The organism is Gimesia aquarii (genome assembly GCF_007748175.1).
Classification (GTDB): Bacteria; Planctomycetota; Planctomycetia; order Planctomycetales; family Planctomycetaceae; genus Gimesia; species Gimesia aquarii_A.
The window spans coordinates 723,601-740,502 of sequence record NZ_CP037422.1 but is presented as its reverse complement, the minus strand read 5'-3'; the positions used below and the strand labels follow the sequence as shown (position 1 = coordinate 740,502).

The following is a 16,902-nucleotide window of genomic DNA, read 5'->3' as shown; positions in this document are numbered from 1 at the left end:
CAGTTGAAGGTATCTTCACTGCCTAATTCGTCTTGAATTCTCGATGTTCCCATTCAGATGTTCCATCTGACCAATTTTCTTTCTTCCAAATGGGTACGATTTCCTTCAAACGATCAATCAAGAAGCGACCTGCTTCAAACGCCTGTTTTCGATGAGCCGAACTAACGGCAATCGCCACACTGATCTCTCCTAAAGGCAGGTGACCGACTCGATGTTCGATGGCAACCGCATGCACGGGCCATTGTGTGCGTGCTTCTGTAATTAATTGTTGCATTGTCTTTTGTGCCATTTCGGGATAAGCCTCGTAATCCAGAGCAACCGTCTGACGACCGGCTGTCATTTCACGGACTGTGCCCAGGAATAACACCACAGCCCCACACTCATTGGAACGAACCCGTTCGGTCGTCGCGGTATAATCGATAGGCTGATCTGAAATGGAAATATAATCTGGAGTCATCATTTTTGAATTTACTAATCTGGAGTCAGTAATAAGAGAGTTCAACCACCACTAACCGGAGGAAAACAGGCGACTTCCTGCTCTGGATTCAGAATCTGACTTTCCCCTGCATAGGCATTGTCGATGGCAATCAGTAACTGGTTACTCAATGGTTGAAGCTCTGGATATTGTTCTGCAATCGCCAGCCGTAACTGTTCTACGGTCATTCCTTCAGAAATCGTCACAGATATTAATTCGCTGTTTACCAACTCCTTAGCACGGGCAAATAACTTAACATGAATCTGTTGTACTGTCATGAAACGACCAGTTTTTTCTTCTGTGGTTGCAGCTTCCACTCAATTTCCGGCATCAGGCCATACGAAAGTGCCAGCAGCTTGATCGGATGAATGGTCGGAATCCGAGTTTCCTGTTCCATCTGCATTTTGCAACTACTACACTCAGTAGCACCCGCTCTCACTCTTGTTATCTTCATATGATCGATCAACTCTCGACCGATCTGCTTTGATGTTTCAAAGGTGTCCCTGGCAAGACCATAAGTTCCCGCCATTCCCGAACAACCTTTCTCAATTGTATTCACCCTAAGCTCAGGAATCAAAGCGAGCAGATCCATAAGCGGGGATCGGGACGATAATGCCCTGGTGTGACAGGGTGTATGATAGTCCAATTCAAAATCGAGCGGCCCAAAATCCGTCCGTAAACGCCCCGATTTATGCAATTGCAGCAAAAAGTCTCCTGCTTCTGTCACTTGAGATGCAATGGCTGTACTTTCTTCATTCCGAACTAACATCGGATATTCCTGTTTGAGGCATATGGCAGCAGCGGGCTCCGAACAGATAATTTGATGCCCTTCCTTGGCAAATTCATTCAGAATTTGAATATTTTCCCTCGCCAGACTACGAGCCGCTATCAAATCCCCGGCAGAAACCATTGCCATGCCGGAAGCCAATTGATCTAAAGGCACATAAACGGAAATTTGATTATGTTGCAAGATTGCCAATAACGCATGCGCTAATTCGGGATCATGATAGTTGGCAAAATAGTCGACAAAAAAGATCACTAAATCAGGGTCTCCACCGGGCCGGGGACGTTTTGTGAATCGTTTCGGCACGGATCGCAAGAATGAGCGCCTCGAAAATAAAGGCAACTTTCGATCACGATGAATGCCCATCATTTTTTCCATCACCCAGCGTGCAGTAGAATTATTGATGGCCCAGTTCGCTGCCATCGACAGCGTACTGCCTAAGGCTCCAAAGGAATGTGCACGTGATAAAATCCAATCGGTTCGATCCAAGCCATTAGTTGATACATAAGCTGCTTTTGCCTCAATCGCCATTTGAGGTATATTGACCGTGGAAGGACAATCCAGCTGGCACTGCTTGCAGTTAAAACAGGTATCGGCCACCCTTTTGGTTTCTGTGGAAGTGAGCTGATTGGGTTGAATTTCGCCAGACAACAACCCTCGAAACAGATTCGCCTTCGCGCGAGGGGATGCTTCTTCTAATGGCTCTATGCGAAAAACTGGGCACATCCGAGATCCCGGATCCTGTCTGCGGCATGATCCACAACCGTTGCAACGGGAAGCCTCAATTTGTAGTTCTTGTGGCGACCAGTCCAGTTGTAAATCAATCAGTTCCGGAAATGTTTCAGGGACTGGTCTTAGATTTCGGATCGTCACATGGGGATCATCATTAATAATTTTTCCGGGATTGAGGAGATTATGTGGATCGAATGTATCTTTGATTTGGCGAAATACTCGATACAAATCGCCATACTGCGAACGGATAAAGGCGGTTCTGGCCAAACCGTCTCCGTGTTCGCCACTGATTGTACCATTTACAGCAAAGACGGTCTGATATAAGTCACGAGCAATACTCTCCAGGATCGGTGCGTTCTGTTGAGTCAACGCGGGAAGAAAAGGTCGCAGATGAATTTGCCCTGAAGCCGCGTGCGCATATAACGTGGCTGTGACCTGGTGACGTTGAAATACTTTCTGCGCTTTCTGTGAAAATTCATAAAGGCAATCCGGAGGAACAGCGATATCTTCGACAAAGGGCTGAGGACGTGCTTCGCCTGGTAATCGACTTAATGAAGGCACCACCTTTTGAGGTAATGACCAGAGAAAATCCACTTCATCAGCCTGATGTGTCTCCATCGCTACAACAACGCGCGAGTTCACGTTTTTCACAGCCAGGACCACGTTATGCAATCGACTCTGGACTTGTGAATCACTAAAGCCTACCTGCTCCACTAATAAAGCGGCTTCTGCTGCAGTTGAAATTAGTGAGGTAAAACGAGGGTCGGCTTCTCTTGCTAATGACAACAAGCGTCGATCCAGCAAATCACAGGCGGAAGGCTGTAAGTAAGTAATCGTTTGCACGGCACGAATTGCTGATGCCAAATCTCCAAATAACAACAGCGCAACACCACGGTGAGCCGGTAAAGGTGAAACATGCAATACCGCAGAAGAAAAAAATCCCAATGTACCTTCTGAGCCGACCAGTAAGCGCGCCAGATTCAGATGATTTCGTGTCTTGATTCCTTTTAAAAAATACCCACTGCAATTAGGAATACCGGAATTTTGTTTTTCCTGAATCAAATGTCGATTTTCAGTCAGGAGTTGGGAAAGCTTACTCAAAATCGTTCGTTTGACTTGCTCTGCACGCGCTTCAGCAGGTACTTCACCCAATAAAGGGGTACTGGTTGAAGAAGTTGTGTGAGGCTGGTTGAGAATCGAAAGACTTTCATTTCCTGCTTCAAAGCAGGTTCCATCTGAAAGCACTACTTCTAGTTGGTTAACATGATCACGGGTGGAACCAACACGTATGGCGCGCGAACCAGCGGCATCAATCGCCAACATACTGCCAATGGTTGTGACTTCCGTGTTGGAAGGATCTGGTGGAAAATACAATCCAAGTGGTTTTAAAAAACGATTGAGTTGCGCATGTACGACTCCCGGTTGAACACGCACCAGGTTATCATCCATCAACTCAAAGCCTGTCAGATAGCGTGAACAATCGACAACAATACCACTGCCTATGGCGTCACCAACTAATCCTGTTCCTGCTCCTCGCGGAATGAGAGGAACATTCATCTCATTAGCATATCTGGCGATCGCAATGATATCGTCGCGCTCGCGGGGATAAGTAATACATAAAGGAGGAACCTGATAGAGACTTGCATCACTGGCATAAATAGACAACGCCACCGGATCGCATCGCACATCACCTGTAATCAGGCTGGAAAGATCTTCTGCAATTCTTTGCTGTTGGCGGTCCAAAGTGATTCACTCTCGGGTTGAATTTCTTGCACGCGTATTGGTGAGGCTTGGCTTTGCTTCTATTCTATGCGATCAAAGTACATGGTTTGAACTGTCAATTCACCGAATCAGGCTTTGTATAATGAAATCAGGAACTCCTATGAAAGAACCCCTATAATATGAGCATTCGATAATCTTCCCCAAAACTGCCATTTCAGCTCAATTTGACCACAAAGCGAATCTCTGAGACCCTGGGAATCCAAAACACATTCAACATATCGACCGATTCAACGCTTCATCGATAGATTTCTGATCCTCTAATCTTTTTGAAAATCTGAAGTATCACGTCTCTGTTTCGATAACCATTCGCAGGCAGGTTGAGGCAAGCCTTCATGCCCTCCTTCGAAGATGGTGACACGTGCTAAACCGGAATTCCTTCTTAAATGAATGTCTCGACCATAGATTTTATCTGTCGCCTGATCAGTAGGCTGAGGAGTTTTCAATTTACTATAGTCCCAAAGTTGTTGCATCTCCTCTTTTGTAATCTGTGTCGTTCGATTTTTTTTTGCAATCGCATTAAACGCACGCAAGGTATGTGCAAAGGGTACAGAACCGGTCTTGCCATCGGTAACTCCTGCGTTCAGATCGAGAGGCAAGTCCGTTGCGTTCTCAATCCAATACAGGGGAGAACGATCGTGGTACTCTGCATCTATTTCAGACGAAGTGCCCGGTTTAGCAGTAAGCGACTTCAAAATCATGCGCGCATAGTTCTGAGGAACTCCCTCCTTAACATGAAAATGGTACCAGTCTGCTAAGTCACTGATACCAACCCAAGCCGAAGCCGCTGAAAACCGACCAGGATGATGCCCGGCCATTAACATCGTCATGTGGCCCCCTCCTGATGAACCCGCCAGATAAATCCGCGATTGATCGACTTGGTAATGCTCAATCATATAATCAATTGCATCCAGAATATCCTGCCGTGCCAATTTAGAACCGCAGGCTTCCGGCTGCTGATTTACACCTCGGAAATTGGGATGCAGATAAATCCAACCGCGCTTCACGGCTTGATCCTGCCACTTCGTATTACTCTGCTTATAGTTTCCGCTCCAGGAGTGTAGAAACACGAAGAGGGGAGTCGGAGTTGTCTTGGCCGAATCCGGTAACCAGATCAGAGACGGTTGCAGACTTTGATCCAAAGTGCTTTTGACTTTGATCAAACTCAGTGGAGGTCTATTGCTTGTCTGTGGTTTCTTGATTTGAGAATTTTTCTCAGACGCAATGAGATTCCCATTGTTTGCAACACACAGAATGAGGCAACATAGACTGACATTTAATCTCTGAATCATAAATCTACTCCGCAAATTTTGAATACTGATTATCTCTTACTTTTCTGGGGACTCATCGGTCTTCTGCTTTGCATATTCAATTTTTCCCCAGAGGTTTCCGCCCACTTTACCGTGCTGCCAGGTACCTGCATAACGCCCTTCAAAAAACATCACGCGAGAAGTAAAAGCTTTTCCCAATCCAGGAATGGTTAAATTTGTCAATGAAATAACCGGAGTGTCTCCCGCCCAATACACATTTAAAGGCATTGGTACACTGACGTCATGTTCGCCATACTTAATGCGTGCGGTAATCATCCATTGATCGCCGGATATTTTTTTTGCTGAGGCAATCTCATAACGTTCCTCACGTGGTGGCTTCCCATTATTTTTGCCATCAACGGAAAAATGTCCTACCAGAGTGGCACCAGACATTTGCTGTTCAAATTTCTTTTCGAGCATTTCCCGCTGAGTGGAATCCGCAGCCATTCCCGAGCCCAGGGACAACAATAAGACCATACTGCACATTAAACTTTTCTTTAGAAAACTCATCTTTTATGCCTCATGAATTACGTGTGAATTTTCAGAGCGAATTGAATTCGCTACGATACAACTATCCTACACCATTATTGCTTACAGGTGAATCATACGGTAGTACAATGACAGACTCTGATTTTCAATCTCTTTCTGAACCATCTGAAACTGATTCAGCCCGCCCTTCCGGTGTTCCCCCTGATTATAGTGTATTAACCCCTGCTTTTGAAAAGCTTTGTGATGTGATTGCCCGCCTACGGTCGCCCGAGGGTTGTCCCTGGGATCGTGAACAGACACTGGAATCCATCAAACCGTATACACTGGAAGAAACCTACGAGCTTTTAGAAGCCATCGATTCTGGCAATGATCAGCATATTATTGAAGAACTGGGAGATCTTCTGTTGCAAATCGTGCTCGATGCTCAGATCGCCGCTGATGAAGGCCGCTTTGATTTGACACATGTTGTCAATCGTCTGACTCAAAAGATGATCGATCGCCACCCTCATGTATTCGGTGATGTGACTGCAGAATCCCCGGCAGAGGTCCGCAAGAACTGGGATCAAATCAAAGAACAGGAAAAACAGCGCCGATCTATTTTTGATGGCCTGCCTCAAGATTTACCTGCGCTTGCACGCGCAGCACGGATAGCAGAGAAAGCAGCAAAAGTCGGATATGATTTTCCCCATCGGGATATGTTGTTTGATAAACTTCGTGAAGAGATTCAGGAATTGGCAGACGAAATTTATCCCGAGGGAAAAATACCCGATACCCCTGCAACGGTCGAAGCAGAAATTATCACAGACACGCAAATTGATGATCCAAAACTACGCGAGCGGGTCGAAGGCGAATTAGGCGATATCTTATTTGTGGTGGCCAACATCTCACGACGCTGGAAGATCAATCCGGAAGAAGCACTGCGTAAAAGTAATCGTAAATTTCAACAACGCGTACAAAAAATTGAACAGGAACTGGAAAAAGCGGGCCGCTCGATTCAGAGCGCTTCATTGCAGGAAATGGAAACCATCTACCAAAATATTAAGGTACAGGAAAAGCAAACTTCATAGAAGGATTTTGTCTCTCTCTCCTGATCTTAAAAAGGTAATTCGACACCCAGGCCTTCTTCGAGTGCCAATTGGTAAATCTCAGCTCCCATTGCCACATCTTCTACAGCCAAACCAACTGATTTGAATAATGTCACCTGATCGTCGGTCGCGCGTCCTGTCTGGCGTTCTGCCACGATTTCACACAAATCATGCATCAATCGCCAATCGGTAATCCCTTCCTCTACAGGCTGAATGAAATCTCCTGCTTCTTGCCTGCACTGCGTTATATCATCACAGACAATCACGTCAGCACGTTTGATTGTAGTACGATCAATTTCCCGCTTCGAACGGTGGTTCGAGCCAATGACATTCAAATGTGTTCCCTCATCGAGGACACGACCATCAAACAAAGGAGTTTTACTTGTGGAAGCACAAATAACAATATCTTTCTCAGCTGCTGTTTCATCTGGAGAATGGGAGGCTTTGACTTCCACATTACAAAGCTCCGTCATTTCTTCGGCAAATTCACTGCAGTTTTCATGATTGCGGGAGTAAACAGACACAAACTCAATTTTTCGTGTCTGACAAACCGCTTGCAATTGCGTGCGTGCCTGCAATCCCGAGCCGAATAAACCAACCACTTTTGAATCTGGTCTTGCCATGTACTCTGTCGCCACGCCACTGGCTGCACCTGTTCGCAACTGACCAAGAAAATCCCCCTCAATTAAGGCGCGCATCTGACCCGTTTCCTGATCGTAAATAGCAACATGAAACTGAGCCCCATCTTTAGTCGATGTATATGCTTTCCAACCAATATAACCCAAGTATTCATTGGCGGCTGACATGGTATGTAGCATAATTCCTGGTGCGCGAACGCGCTGCCGCGGCACATTGGTGGCTCTCTCAGAGGCCATTTCTTTGAAGACTTTATGGATGATCAGCAAGGATTTTTCCATGTCCATTACAGAACGAACATCGTCTTCAGTGATATATAACGCCGCCATAAACGGTTACCTTTTTCAACATTGAATCAGGATTGATGACTAGTAATGAGAGGAAACAAATCCTCTGAAGAGAAAACATACTTCTCTTATTTTTTACACGCTAACGTGAAACCGGCCGATATACAATACCAGTATCTACCTGATGATAACCAACGGCTTCGGCGACGTGACTGGCAACAACGTTGGACTCTTCTACATGCCATTCCAGCTTGGTAATCAGCTCGTCCTGCAGACGACGCGCGATCTCCAATAACAGTGACTGTCCATAGCCTTGGGAGCGTATCTCTTCCTTAACGAAGACATCCGTCAGTCCTATCACCCGCTCTTCCCACTTAGGAATGTATAGATCCAGACCAACAACAGTTGCCGAGGCAACTGCTGCTTCTCCTGATTTGGGAACGAGCTCGAAATGCAGAGTCTCCAGCCTTCCCATGCGAGTCAGCCACCACCAATTCGGAGCCTGATAGTCATCGGAAATCATCAATTGCATCTTGCGACGTATATTTACCAGATGAAACTTGATTTTAGGCTTCTGTCCGAGTAGGTCGCGTTGATAAATTCGAATCGACCCCGTAGCTTCGTAGCCAATCGCTTCAAAAAACGGCGCTGCATTTGGATCAGATAACAGGAAGCCTGAAGGACGAGTTCCACCATAGAGACCTACCAAAAATGGCGACAGTAAACCAGAAGCCCCTGCGGTAATTTCGGTTGCGCCTTTTGACCGAAGATATTCTTCTGCCCGGCGAACCAGTTCTCGACCAATGCCTTTTCGGCGGTAACTAGGGTGTACAATCAACGCGCAGATCACACCTTTGGAATAATCGAGCGCAGAATTTTCTGCATTCGTGCCGAATCCCGCCAGAACAAAACCAACAATTTCACCGTTGTCTTCAGCAACGATTAATCCATTCGGATCAAAATAAGGCTGAGAAAAGATCAACACTTCAAAGGCGTCATTGTTAAGACATTCCGCTGCTCCTCTTCCCAGCCCCGCAGAATGCCATAATTTCAGCAACTGCGGTGGGTCAGCATTATGAAACGCGCGAAACTCAGTCACAAAGTTTTCTCACAACATGTGAATGGAATTTAAAATTAGTTTTCTAAAGCAACAATAAATAAAGCCCTCTCTGGAGTAGAAGAGGGCTTTATCAGATTCACTATTTTACTTTCTTGACAGCTTCTACAATCGCGTCTGCAGTCAAACCATATTTATCGAGGAGCCCCTGAGGGTCACCACTTTCTGCAAAACAGTCGCCAACATTGACATAGGCCATGGGAACTGGAGTTGATTGTGAAACAACCATAGATACAGCCGAGCCTAATCCACCATGCGCCAGATGCTCTTCTGCAACAACAATCGCACCAGTTTCTCGGGCCGCTTTTTGGATCGCATCCACATCGATTGGTTTTACAGTATGCATATCGATCACACGTGCTGAAATTCCTTCTTCTGCCAGTTTGGTCGCGGCATCAACAGCACCTGCTACCATCAGACCATTGGCGATAATGGTTACATCGTCACCTTCACGAATTGTGTTTGCTTTGCCGATCTCAAATGTATCACCTTCTGAATAAATTTCTGCCACATTTGGTCGACCGAGTCTTAGATAGACGGGACCATTATGTTCAACCATCGCTGCTGTTGCAGCTTTGGTAGAAACAGCATCAGCAGTAACCATGACAACCACACCAGGGAGACTACAGGCCAATGAGACATCTTCTATCCCCATCTGTGAAGGACCATCTTCGCCGATGGAAATTCCCGCATGTGTTCCGACCATCTTCACATTCATGCCAGGGAACGCAATGGACATTCTGATTTGGTCATAAGCGTTGCATAAGAGAAATGCGGCAAAACTGGCAACAACCGGAATATGTCCAGTGGAAGCTAGACCTCCTGCAACGCTGACCATATTACTTTCTGCAATACCGACATTAAAACCACGTTCAGGAAAGGCTTTCGCAAAGACTTCCGTGCGAGTCGAGTTTCCAACATCGCCATCCACGGTTACAATTTCAGGATGCTTATCACCCAGATCTTTTAAAGCATCTCCAAATGCATCGCGGGTGGCTTGTCCTATTTTCAATCCACTAATTTCACCTAAATACATAATAATACGTCTCTTTATGTTTATATGTTGATTTGATTCGAACTGCTATCAGGTGTTTTCTGTTTTGGATCTGACTCCGTTCACAGAAAATCAGAAAGCTCTGACACTAAGCAATAAATGCCAGTGCTTTTTCTGCCAACTCTGGTGAAAGCGGTTTACCGTGATAGTTTAAGTCTCCCGTTTCTTCGAGTACGGGTAGAATCCCAAACCCTTTCTTTGTTTTCGAAATGATGGCCTTGGGGCGATCCGTTACTTTGGACGCAACTTCCAGAGCTTCAACAACGGATTTCTGGCAGTTGCCATCGATCGTCTGCGTATGCCAGCCAAAGGCTGCGATTTTTTCTTCAAAGGAACCCAGATCGAGCACATCTTTCGTAGCGCCGGTCTGCTGGTAGGTATTCTGGTCGATGATCGCAGTCAGGTTACCCAACTTGTACTTTTCAGCAGCAGCTAATGCTTCCCAGACCTGACCTTCTCCCATTTCGCCATCACCAATCACGACAAACACATTGGACCCGTTCTGATTCAAACGCGCTCCCAAAGCTTGCCCAATACCCAGTGACAGCCCCTGTCCGAGCGAACCTGTTGAAGCTTCGATTCCAGGAAGGCGTTTCATATTGGGATGGCCTTCAAAGGGACTCCCCAATTTTCGGAGTGTCATAACATCGTCGGTTGAGAAGTAACCCGCCTCCGCCATGGCGGCATACAAGACAGGTACTGCATGGCCCTTACTTAAAATGAAACGATCCCGTGCATCCCAAGTCGGATTCTGTGGATCATATTTCATAAAACCACCGAACCAGAGTGCATTTACCACTTCAACAGCAGACAAGCTACTGCTGGGGTGTCCGCTACCAGCTTCGGTTGTCATTCGGATAATCAGACGGCGAAGGACTTTCCCTTTTTCCTTCAACTCTTCAATCGATAAGGCATTTGCTTGAGCAGCCACGTTGTTTCCTTCAATTCTTCTAAACAAACAAACTCGCCACGCTCTGAAACATCATCCATCAATTACATTTGCCCCGCTGACTTCGCATGATTGGAAGAAGTGAGTTACCGATCTGGTATGTTTGATTCGAGCAGTGACAGCATTCAGGCGCCACGAGGCGCAAACTAAGCGCATCAATTTAATAAGGGTATGCTAACGAGCTAAGCGTTCAGCGACAACCATGTAAGCAATAGAAACCATTTTGCGGAACAGGAAAAGCCGCGGTCATTAGATTGTCTATTTTTCTTAATTTCATAAATCAATCAAAAAATTTTCATACATGATCGGGCATTTCACGTTATCTATGTAAAATACACAACTGTTTACCCGAAAAGTCTTTAAAGCCTGTCATTCTTTGACAATAATAGAACACTCTGATTCAAAATGAACATGATTTCTTCTCAAATTTTACAGAGGCTCCCCAGTAATGGCTGACAGCCTATTTACAGACCAGGAATTGCTGGCGTATCTGGACGAATCCCTTTCGGTCGAACTGATGTCTCAGGTTGAAACTGCATTAAGACAATCTGATTCACTACGTGTCCGTCTGGCTCAACTCTCTCAGCAACGTGATCACGGTGCGCATTCTGTTGGAGAAATTTGGAGAAGAAATCGCCTGAGCTGCCCTTCGCGCAGTCAATTGGGAGGCTATTTACTCGAAACACTCCCGCCTGATTATCAAAGCTATGTGGAATTCCACTTGAATCAGACAGGTTGCCGCTACTGCGGAGCGAATCTCGAAGACCTCAAATCAAGTATGTCAGCTGCTACAGCCGAGACAGAGCGCAGAAGACAAAAATATTTTCAGTCTTCAGCTGGATATCTTTCTGTCAAAAGTGAAGACAAATCATAGAAATAGAATCTGATCAGATTCAATCAAGGGGCCCAACCTCAAAGTCAGTTTCGTTGACCCAACCCGCTTTGACTTTTTCACCCTTCATAAACCGGTGATAAAAGTTACGGGTACGCGCATCCGAATATTGATAACCTTCGAATACAGCCCCTTTTCCCAAGGCACGAGGATCCTTTTGCGCGATCAACTCTTCCTGCAACTGTTGCTTCAAGGCATTTTTAATCGTCTGGAATCTTGGCAGGTCGGCTAGATTCTGTAAACACTCCGGGTCATCCTGAATGGAATAGAGTTCTTCTGCTTTTCGTCTTCCAAAGGCCCACGTCCAGAACGATTCCTGTTTCCCTGCTCTGCGAAGGTTTAAAATCGCAGTCTTCGTCGGGCTCCCGTCACAGTTGAGATACCCCGTTTCCGGATTACCGGCGGGCCAACGTCCAGGTTCATCATTCTTGAGATAGAGCATGCCCCCTTTCACAATACCACGAATCGGATACCCTTGATCAAAGGGCCTACCGATATCGTGCCGCTCTTTACCAATCAATACATGGTCACGCCTGGGGTTGATCACACCCGATTGATTTGAATGAAAAATATCCGAAAGAGATCGACCTGCCGTCGGTTGCATTCCCGTCTGTTCCCACTGTAACCCTGCTGCCTCAATAAAAGTAGGGGCGAAGTCAATGAAACTCACATAGTCATCAATCGTCCGATTTTTACCATTGATTCCTTTTTTCCACATGATCGCTAACGGCAAATGATTCGAACGTTCGTACTCCTGTCCTTTTACGCGGGGGAAAGGCATTCCGTTATCTGCAGTAACCACCACAATCGTATTGTCTAACTGATTCTGTTGCTCCAACGCTTCCAGCATACGTACGAGATGCCAATCAAAGTGTTCAATTTCATAGGCATAGTCAAGCATGTCGTTTCGAATCACTTCCGTGTCGGGCCAATATGCGGGAACACGGTCGATGTCTGTTAATTTTTTACCCGCCTTACTGACTCCGGAGCCATACTCGTATCGTCTGTGTGGTTCGAGCCCGCCATACCAGAAGCACCACGACTTTTCCTGCGGGCAATCTTTGAGAAACTGTTCGAAGTTAGCCGCGTAATCGATGGCCGAAATCCCCTTCGCTGGCGGCTTAGCCTTTAAACGATTATAAGCGGGTCCCGCAGGATTGCGACGTTTGCCTGTGGCATCGACGGCGACCCCCGGCGCCCAGCCTTTCGCTGTCCTGCCTACAAAATATCCTGCGTCAGCTAACGCTTCGACATATGTCTTGAATTCTGGTGGAAAAAAGGCCATGTGATTCCCAGCCTGTTTCAATTGCCACGAATTCCTGCCCGTTAGAATGCAAGCACGTGAGGGAGCACACTTGGCATTGGGCGTATAGGCATTCGTAAACAATAAACCTTCCCGCGCCACGCGATCAAATCCTGGTGTCTTCACCCACGAACAACCGTAGGCTCCCATATGAGGAAACGAGGCATCATCGGCAATACAAAACAGAATATTGGGACGGTTCTGCTGTGCTTCTGCCACTTTAGCAGTGATGCTTTCCGAAACAATTAAGCATAATAATACTAAAGACAGCACACGAATATCACGCTGATCCATTTCCACACGTCTCCGTAAAAGATTTTACAGGCAAAAACATTTTCCGCTTGAGAGTCAAAGAGACAACTCAACATAGAACCTTATCTTAGGATAAGCAGGGATCAGCCACAAGAAGATTCAACCGGACAGAATCAAGATCAGTCAAACTATGTAGAGTGTTAAGTACATAGAAACATCATCTAGAATTAAGCCAATCTAACTTCAACGGTTTCAACATTATCAGGCTCGTCTGTAATAGCCCTGCAGACACTATAATCACAGATTAGTTCTGGCTGAACTCGATTGGCTGAGCGTAAGGGGAAGGCTTACTACGAAGCGCATGCTGTTTCTTTTTGAGAAACGTCAATAAAAGATCGCTGCGTAGATCAACGTCGTACTCTTCTAAAATCAACTGACATAAAGTTGGTTCCAGGCTGCTTGTACTCGCCAGATTATCACAAAGATGACCTAAAGATATTTCCTGATGCAGCACATTGTAATGAATCGGATCGGATATATGCGGCGAGAAAATTCTGGAATAGAAGTTTAATAATTCGAGATGACGATGTTCACGATGAATCATAGGTTGGCTCGCGTAATAATCGCGTTTCAATTCGAGTGTTGCCATGCCATATAGCTGATCTGATTCTTTCAACATAACAGCATGCGCGCGACAAACACCGCGCAACAGTATCGAATACCCCCCTGATTCCAGTTCATAAGAAGTCACAATCGACGCCAGACAAACATAGCCGGTGTTCTGATCGCGATGAAGGTCCGCATCCGTTTTGAGATGAGATTGTTTGAAAAGCACAGCAACGAAAGACTTCTCAGTTAAGGCAGCAGCAATTAACTGGCAGTCAGTGACAGCTGTCACTCGTATCTGTAACAGAGAATGAGGCAGAAGAACTCGATCTTCCAATTTCAAAATCGGAGCGACTCCGGAAAAGCCCTTAAGATGCTGTTCTGTCAGATCACCGTGAGAAGACATTGTATATTTCTAGACCCAAATCTATTGAAAAACAATTCTCAGTCTCGCATACTGAAACGCTTGCGAGACCATCGCCGAATGGCTCGAGTTATGTCACTCAGATTAGCACCACATTTTGGGAATTGTCACGAAAAACATGGCGAAAAAACAATCAAAGCCCGCAAAGACTTCCAATTATGACGCCTCGCTTGATGACAAAAAGAAACATGCCCGCAAAATTGTACGCGGACTTGCCCGTCTGTTTCCCGATCCAGAGTGTGCATTAACACACGATTCACCATTCCAGTTACTGGTCGCCACCATTCTGTCTGCTCAATGCACGGATGAGCGTGTCAATGCAACAACGCCAACGCTGTTCAAGAAATATCCAACCGCTGAGAAACTGGCAGCCAGCAAGCAGGCTGACGTAGAAAAGATTGTGCATCCGCTCGGTTTTTTTCGTGCCAAGGCAACGAATATCCGTAAGATGGCACAAACCCTGTCAGAACAATATGCAGGGGAAGTTCCCCAAACACTGAAAGAACTAGTGGCACTGCCCGGCGTGGGTAGAAAAACAGCGAATGTCGTGCTAGGAACGGCGTTTGGAATTCCCAGCGGGGTGGTCGTCGACACACACGTCAAACGCATCACGAACATCTTTGGTTTTACCACAAGCAAAAATCCGGACATTATCGAACGCGATTTAATCGAAGTCCTGCCCAAAAAAGAATGGATCACATTTTCACATCGCGTGATTCTGCATGGCCGCGCCACATGCATCGCCCGCCGTCCCCAGTGCACAGAATGCAGTCTCTTAAAAATTTGCCCTCGTATCGGACTGAAGCCCCTATGATCATACATTTTCTGTTCAGGCACATTGTGGTACTTGGTACTGTTTCAGAAAACTCAAGTCATGACTGTTGAAAGCCACATCTCAGCGGTTTATGTTTCGTGTAACAGAGTTCTCTTCCCCAAATCCAAGTTAATGAGAAGCCCATGATTCTTACTGGTAAAGAAATCAAAGCACGCTTGGGAGAAGATATTATCATTGAACCCTATCATGAGAAATATCTGAACCCCAACAGCTATAACCTCTGCCTGCATGACGAGTTAATGGTCTATGAAGAAATCGTGCTGGATATGGCACGACCAAATCGCCTGGGAAAATATGTCATTCCCGAAGAAGGAATGGTGCTTTATCCCGGTCAACTCTATCTTGGACGGACCGTCGAACGAACGGAAACTCATAATCTTGTCCCTCTACTAGAGGGACGCTCCTCTATTGGACGACTGGGAATTTCTGTACATGCAACTGCCGGAGTTGGCGATATCGGGTTTTGTGGTTACTGGACCCTGGAAATTACCGTAGCACAACCGGTACGTATTTACGCGGGAGTGGCTATTTGCCAGATCATCTACAATACGGTCCTCGGTGATATTGTTGAGTACAATAGCGACAAATATCAGAATAACAAAGGCATTCAGCCCAGTCTGCTATTTAAGGAATTGGATCCTGCTGAAACGCGACAGATGCGACTTTCCTTCGGTGAAGACGAAGCTCAATAGAATCACAACTCATTCAATGAGAATACGTTTCGATAGATTTTCGGTTACATTGATAGCAAACTTCGGGCAAAGAAAGAAGGCGTTGCAGACGAAACTGCAACGCCTTTGAATTTTGGTTCTACTGATAATACGAAAGACTACACGTTCCAGGTATCACCGGTATTAAACAACGCTTCGAGATCGCCTTCTCCACTTCGTTCTGTCGCTGATTCCACCTGCTGATAGACGGCATCGTTGTAAGTGGGTTGATCAACACAACGGAAGACACCCATTGGCTCTGGCATTTCAGGGTGCCGCATGCTCGCCAATAGAAATGCGAGGTTCATATCCTCTGCCTTTTCATCGTGGAAAAGGAGATCGTCCGCCGTAACTCCTTTGCCCAATTCCACCACTTCAGGTTGACCATGGCTATTCAAGCGAACTCCTTTATCGCGATCCTTCCCAAAGATCAACGGCTTACCATGTTCGAGATAGATTACATTCTCTTCTTTTTTGCCCTTCTTAGAAGCAAATTCAAATGCACCTGAATTAAAGACATTACAGTCTTGATAGACTTCGACAAAGGCAGCCCCTTTATGATTGGCTGCTCGCTCAAGCACGCTACAAAGATGCTTAATATCAACATCAACCGAGCGGGCAGCAAAAGTCGCTCGCGCACCAATTGCCACAGACAGAGGATTCAAGGGACGATCAACCGATCCGAAAGGAGTACTCTTGGTTTTGGTTCCTGTAGGGCTGGTCGGTGAATATTGGCCTTTGGTTAATCCGTAAATCTGATTATTGAACATAATCACTTTCAGGTCCACATTGCGTCTGAGCACGTGCATGAAATGATTTCCGCCAATTGAGAGGGAATCACCATCACCTGTGATCACCCAGACCTGCAGATCAGGATTGGCAAGTTTCACACCTGTAGCCACAGCTGGCGCCCGGCCATGAATACTGTGCATGCCATACGTATCCATGTAATACGGAAAACGGCTTGAACACCCAATCCCCGAGACAAATACAAATTTCTCTTTGGGAATGCCCAGAGTCGGCAGTACTTTTTTCATCTGAGCCAGAATCGAATAATCGCCGCAACGTGGACACCAGCGAATTTCCTGATCGCTGGCAAAGTCTTTCGGCGAGAGGACAGGCAGGGTGACATCGACGCTCATTATTTTCTATCCTTAAACGCTATTGCTTATTTCTAATATGA

At 46.0% G+C, this 16,902-nt stretch carries 16 protein-coding genes; 4 read left to right on the top strand and 12 right to left on the bottom strand.

Annotated elements, in window-relative coordinates:
* Nucleotides 1-22: 22 nt before the first annotated feature.
* The 5 genes from V202x_RS03070 to V202x_RS03050 all read right to left on the bottom strand — a co-directional run bounded on the left by V202x_RS03070 (nt 23) and on the right by V202x_RS03050 (nt 5,590).
* The gene (locus tag V202x_RS03070) at nt 23-457 is read right to left on the bottom strand and encodes a molybdenum cofactor biosynthesis protein MoaE (RefSeq protein WP_145180331.1); all 435 of its coding nucleotides are present in this window, start codon (nt 455-457) and stop codon (nt 23-25) included.
* A gap of 41 nt (nt 458-498) precedes the next feature.
* Nucleotides 499-753: a MoaD/ThiS family protein gene (locus V202x_RS03065; RefSeq protein ID WP_145171089.1), complete on the bottom strand. Its 255-nt coding sequence runs from the start codon at nt 751-753 to the stop codon at nt 499-501.
* Nucleotides 750-3,734, bottom strand: a complete 2,985-nt coding sequence (locus tag V202x_RS03060; RefSeq protein WP_145171087.1) for an anaerobic glycerol-3-phosphate dehydrogenase subunit C — start codon at nt 3,732-3,734, stop codon at nt 750-752. Before V202x_RS03060 ends, V202x_RS03065 begins: the two co-directional genes overlap by 4 nt.
* A gap of 296 nt (nt 3,735-4,030) precedes the next feature.
* A complete protein-coding gene (locus tag V202x_RS03055) occupies nt 4,031-5,062 on the bottom strand; it encodes an alpha/beta hydrolase family protein (protein ID WP_145171085.1) in 1,032 nt (343 codons plus the stop codon).
* Nucleotides 5,063-5,098: 36 nt separating this feature from the next.
* Nucleotides 5,099-5,590 (bottom strand): hypothetical protein, encoded by a 492-nt coding sequence (locus V202x_RS03050; RefSeq protein ID WP_232098807.1) that lies wholly within the window; start codon nt 5,588-5,590, stop codon nt 5,099-5,101.
* Nucleotides 5,591-5,595: 5 nt separating this feature from the next.
* Between V202x_RS03050 and mazG the strand changes: the two genes are divergently transcribed.
* Nucleotides 5,596-6,636 carry a nucleoside triphosphate pyrophosphohydrolase gene (mazG, locus tag V202x_RS03045; RefSeq protein WP_232098806.1) on the top strand — a complete coding sequence of 347 codons (1,041 nt, stop codon included), beginning with the start codon at nt 5,596-5,598 and terminating at the stop codon, nt 6,634-6,636.
* Nucleotides 6,637-6,662: 26 nt separating this feature from the next.
* Here the strand turns inward: mazG and V202x_RS03040 are convergent, their stop codons facing one another.
* The 4 genes from V202x_RS03040 to V202x_RS03025 all read right to left on the bottom strand — a co-directional run bounded on the left by V202x_RS03040 (nt 6,663) and on the right by V202x_RS03025 (nt 10,679).
* Complete coding sequence (locus V202x_RS03040; RefSeq protein ID WP_145171083.1) at nt 6,663-7,619, bottom strand: ornithine cyclodeaminase family protein; 957 nt, start codon at nt 7,617-7,619, stop codon at nt 6,663-6,665.
* A gap of 100 nt (nt 7,620-7,719) precedes the next feature.
* Nucleotides 7,720-8,676, bottom strand: a complete 957-nt coding sequence (locus tag V202x_RS03035) for a GNAT family N-acetyltransferase (RefSeq protein ID WP_145171081.1) — start codon at nt 8,674-8,676, stop codon at nt 7,720-7,722.
* A 100-nt stretch (nt 8,677-8,776) separates the two neighbouring features.
* A complete protein-coding gene (locus V202x_RS03030) occupies nt 8,777-9,730 on the bottom strand; it encodes a transketolase family protein (protein ID WP_145171079.1) in 954 nt (317 codons plus the stop codon).
* A 106-nt stretch (nt 9,731-9,836) separates the two neighbouring features.
* On the bottom strand, nt 9,837-10,679 hold the full coding sequence (locus V202x_RS03025) for a transketolase (protein ID WP_145171077.1): 843 nt from the start codon (nt 10,677-10,679) through the stop codon (nt 9,837-9,839).
* A gap of 466 nt (nt 10,680-11,145) precedes the next feature.
* On the opposite strand from V202x_RS03025, the gene V202x_RS03020 reads away from it, so the two are divergent.
* Nucleotides 11,146-11,571 (top strand): hypothetical protein, encoded by a 426-nt coding sequence (locus V202x_RS03020; RefSeq protein ID WP_145171075.1) that lies wholly within the window; start codon nt 11,146-11,148, stop codon nt 11,569-11,571.
* Nucleotides 11,572-11,590: 19 nt separating this feature from the next.
* Here V202x_RS03020 and V202x_RS03015 read toward each other — a convergent pair whose 3' ends face one another.
* Complete coding sequence (locus tag V202x_RS03015) at nt 11,591-13,186, bottom strand: sulfatase (RefSeq protein ID WP_145171073.1); 1,596 nt, start codon at nt 13,184-13,186, stop codon at nt 11,591-11,593.
* 262 nt (nt 13,187-13,448) lie between these two features.
* Nucleotides 13,449-14,156, bottom strand: a complete 708-nt coding sequence (locus V202x_RS03010; protein WP_145171072.1) for an LON peptidase substrate-binding domain-containing protein — start codon at nt 14,154-14,156, stop codon at nt 13,449-13,451.
* 136 nt (nt 14,157-14,292) lie between these two features.
* Between V202x_RS03010 and nth the strand changes: the two genes are divergently transcribed.
* Together nth and dcd are read left to right on the top strand one after the other, a co-directional pair.
* The gene (gene nth, locus V202x_RS03005; protein WP_144981507.1) at nt 14,293-14,988 is read left to right on the top strand and encodes an endonuclease III; all 696 of its coding nucleotides are present in this window, start codon (nt 14,293-14,295) and stop codon (nt 14,986-14,988) included.
* 143 nt (nt 14,989-15,131) lie between these two features.
* The gene (dcd, locus tag V202x_RS03000) at nt 15,132-15,701 is read left to right on the top strand and encodes a dCTP deaminase (RefSeq protein WP_145171070.1); all 570 of its coding nucleotides are present in this window, start codon (nt 15,132-15,134) and stop codon (nt 15,699-15,701) included.
* Between the two features lie 137 nt (nt 15,702-15,838).
* Here the strand turns inward: dcd and V202x_RS02995 are convergent, their stop codons facing one another.
* Nucleotides 15,839-16,861, bottom strand: a complete 1,023-nt coding sequence (locus V202x_RS02995) for a 2-oxoacid:ferredoxin oxidoreductase subunit beta (RefSeq protein ID WP_145171068.1) — start codon at nt 16,859-16,861, stop codon at nt 15,839-15,841.
* Nucleotides 16,862-16,902: the final 41 nt, after the last annotated feature.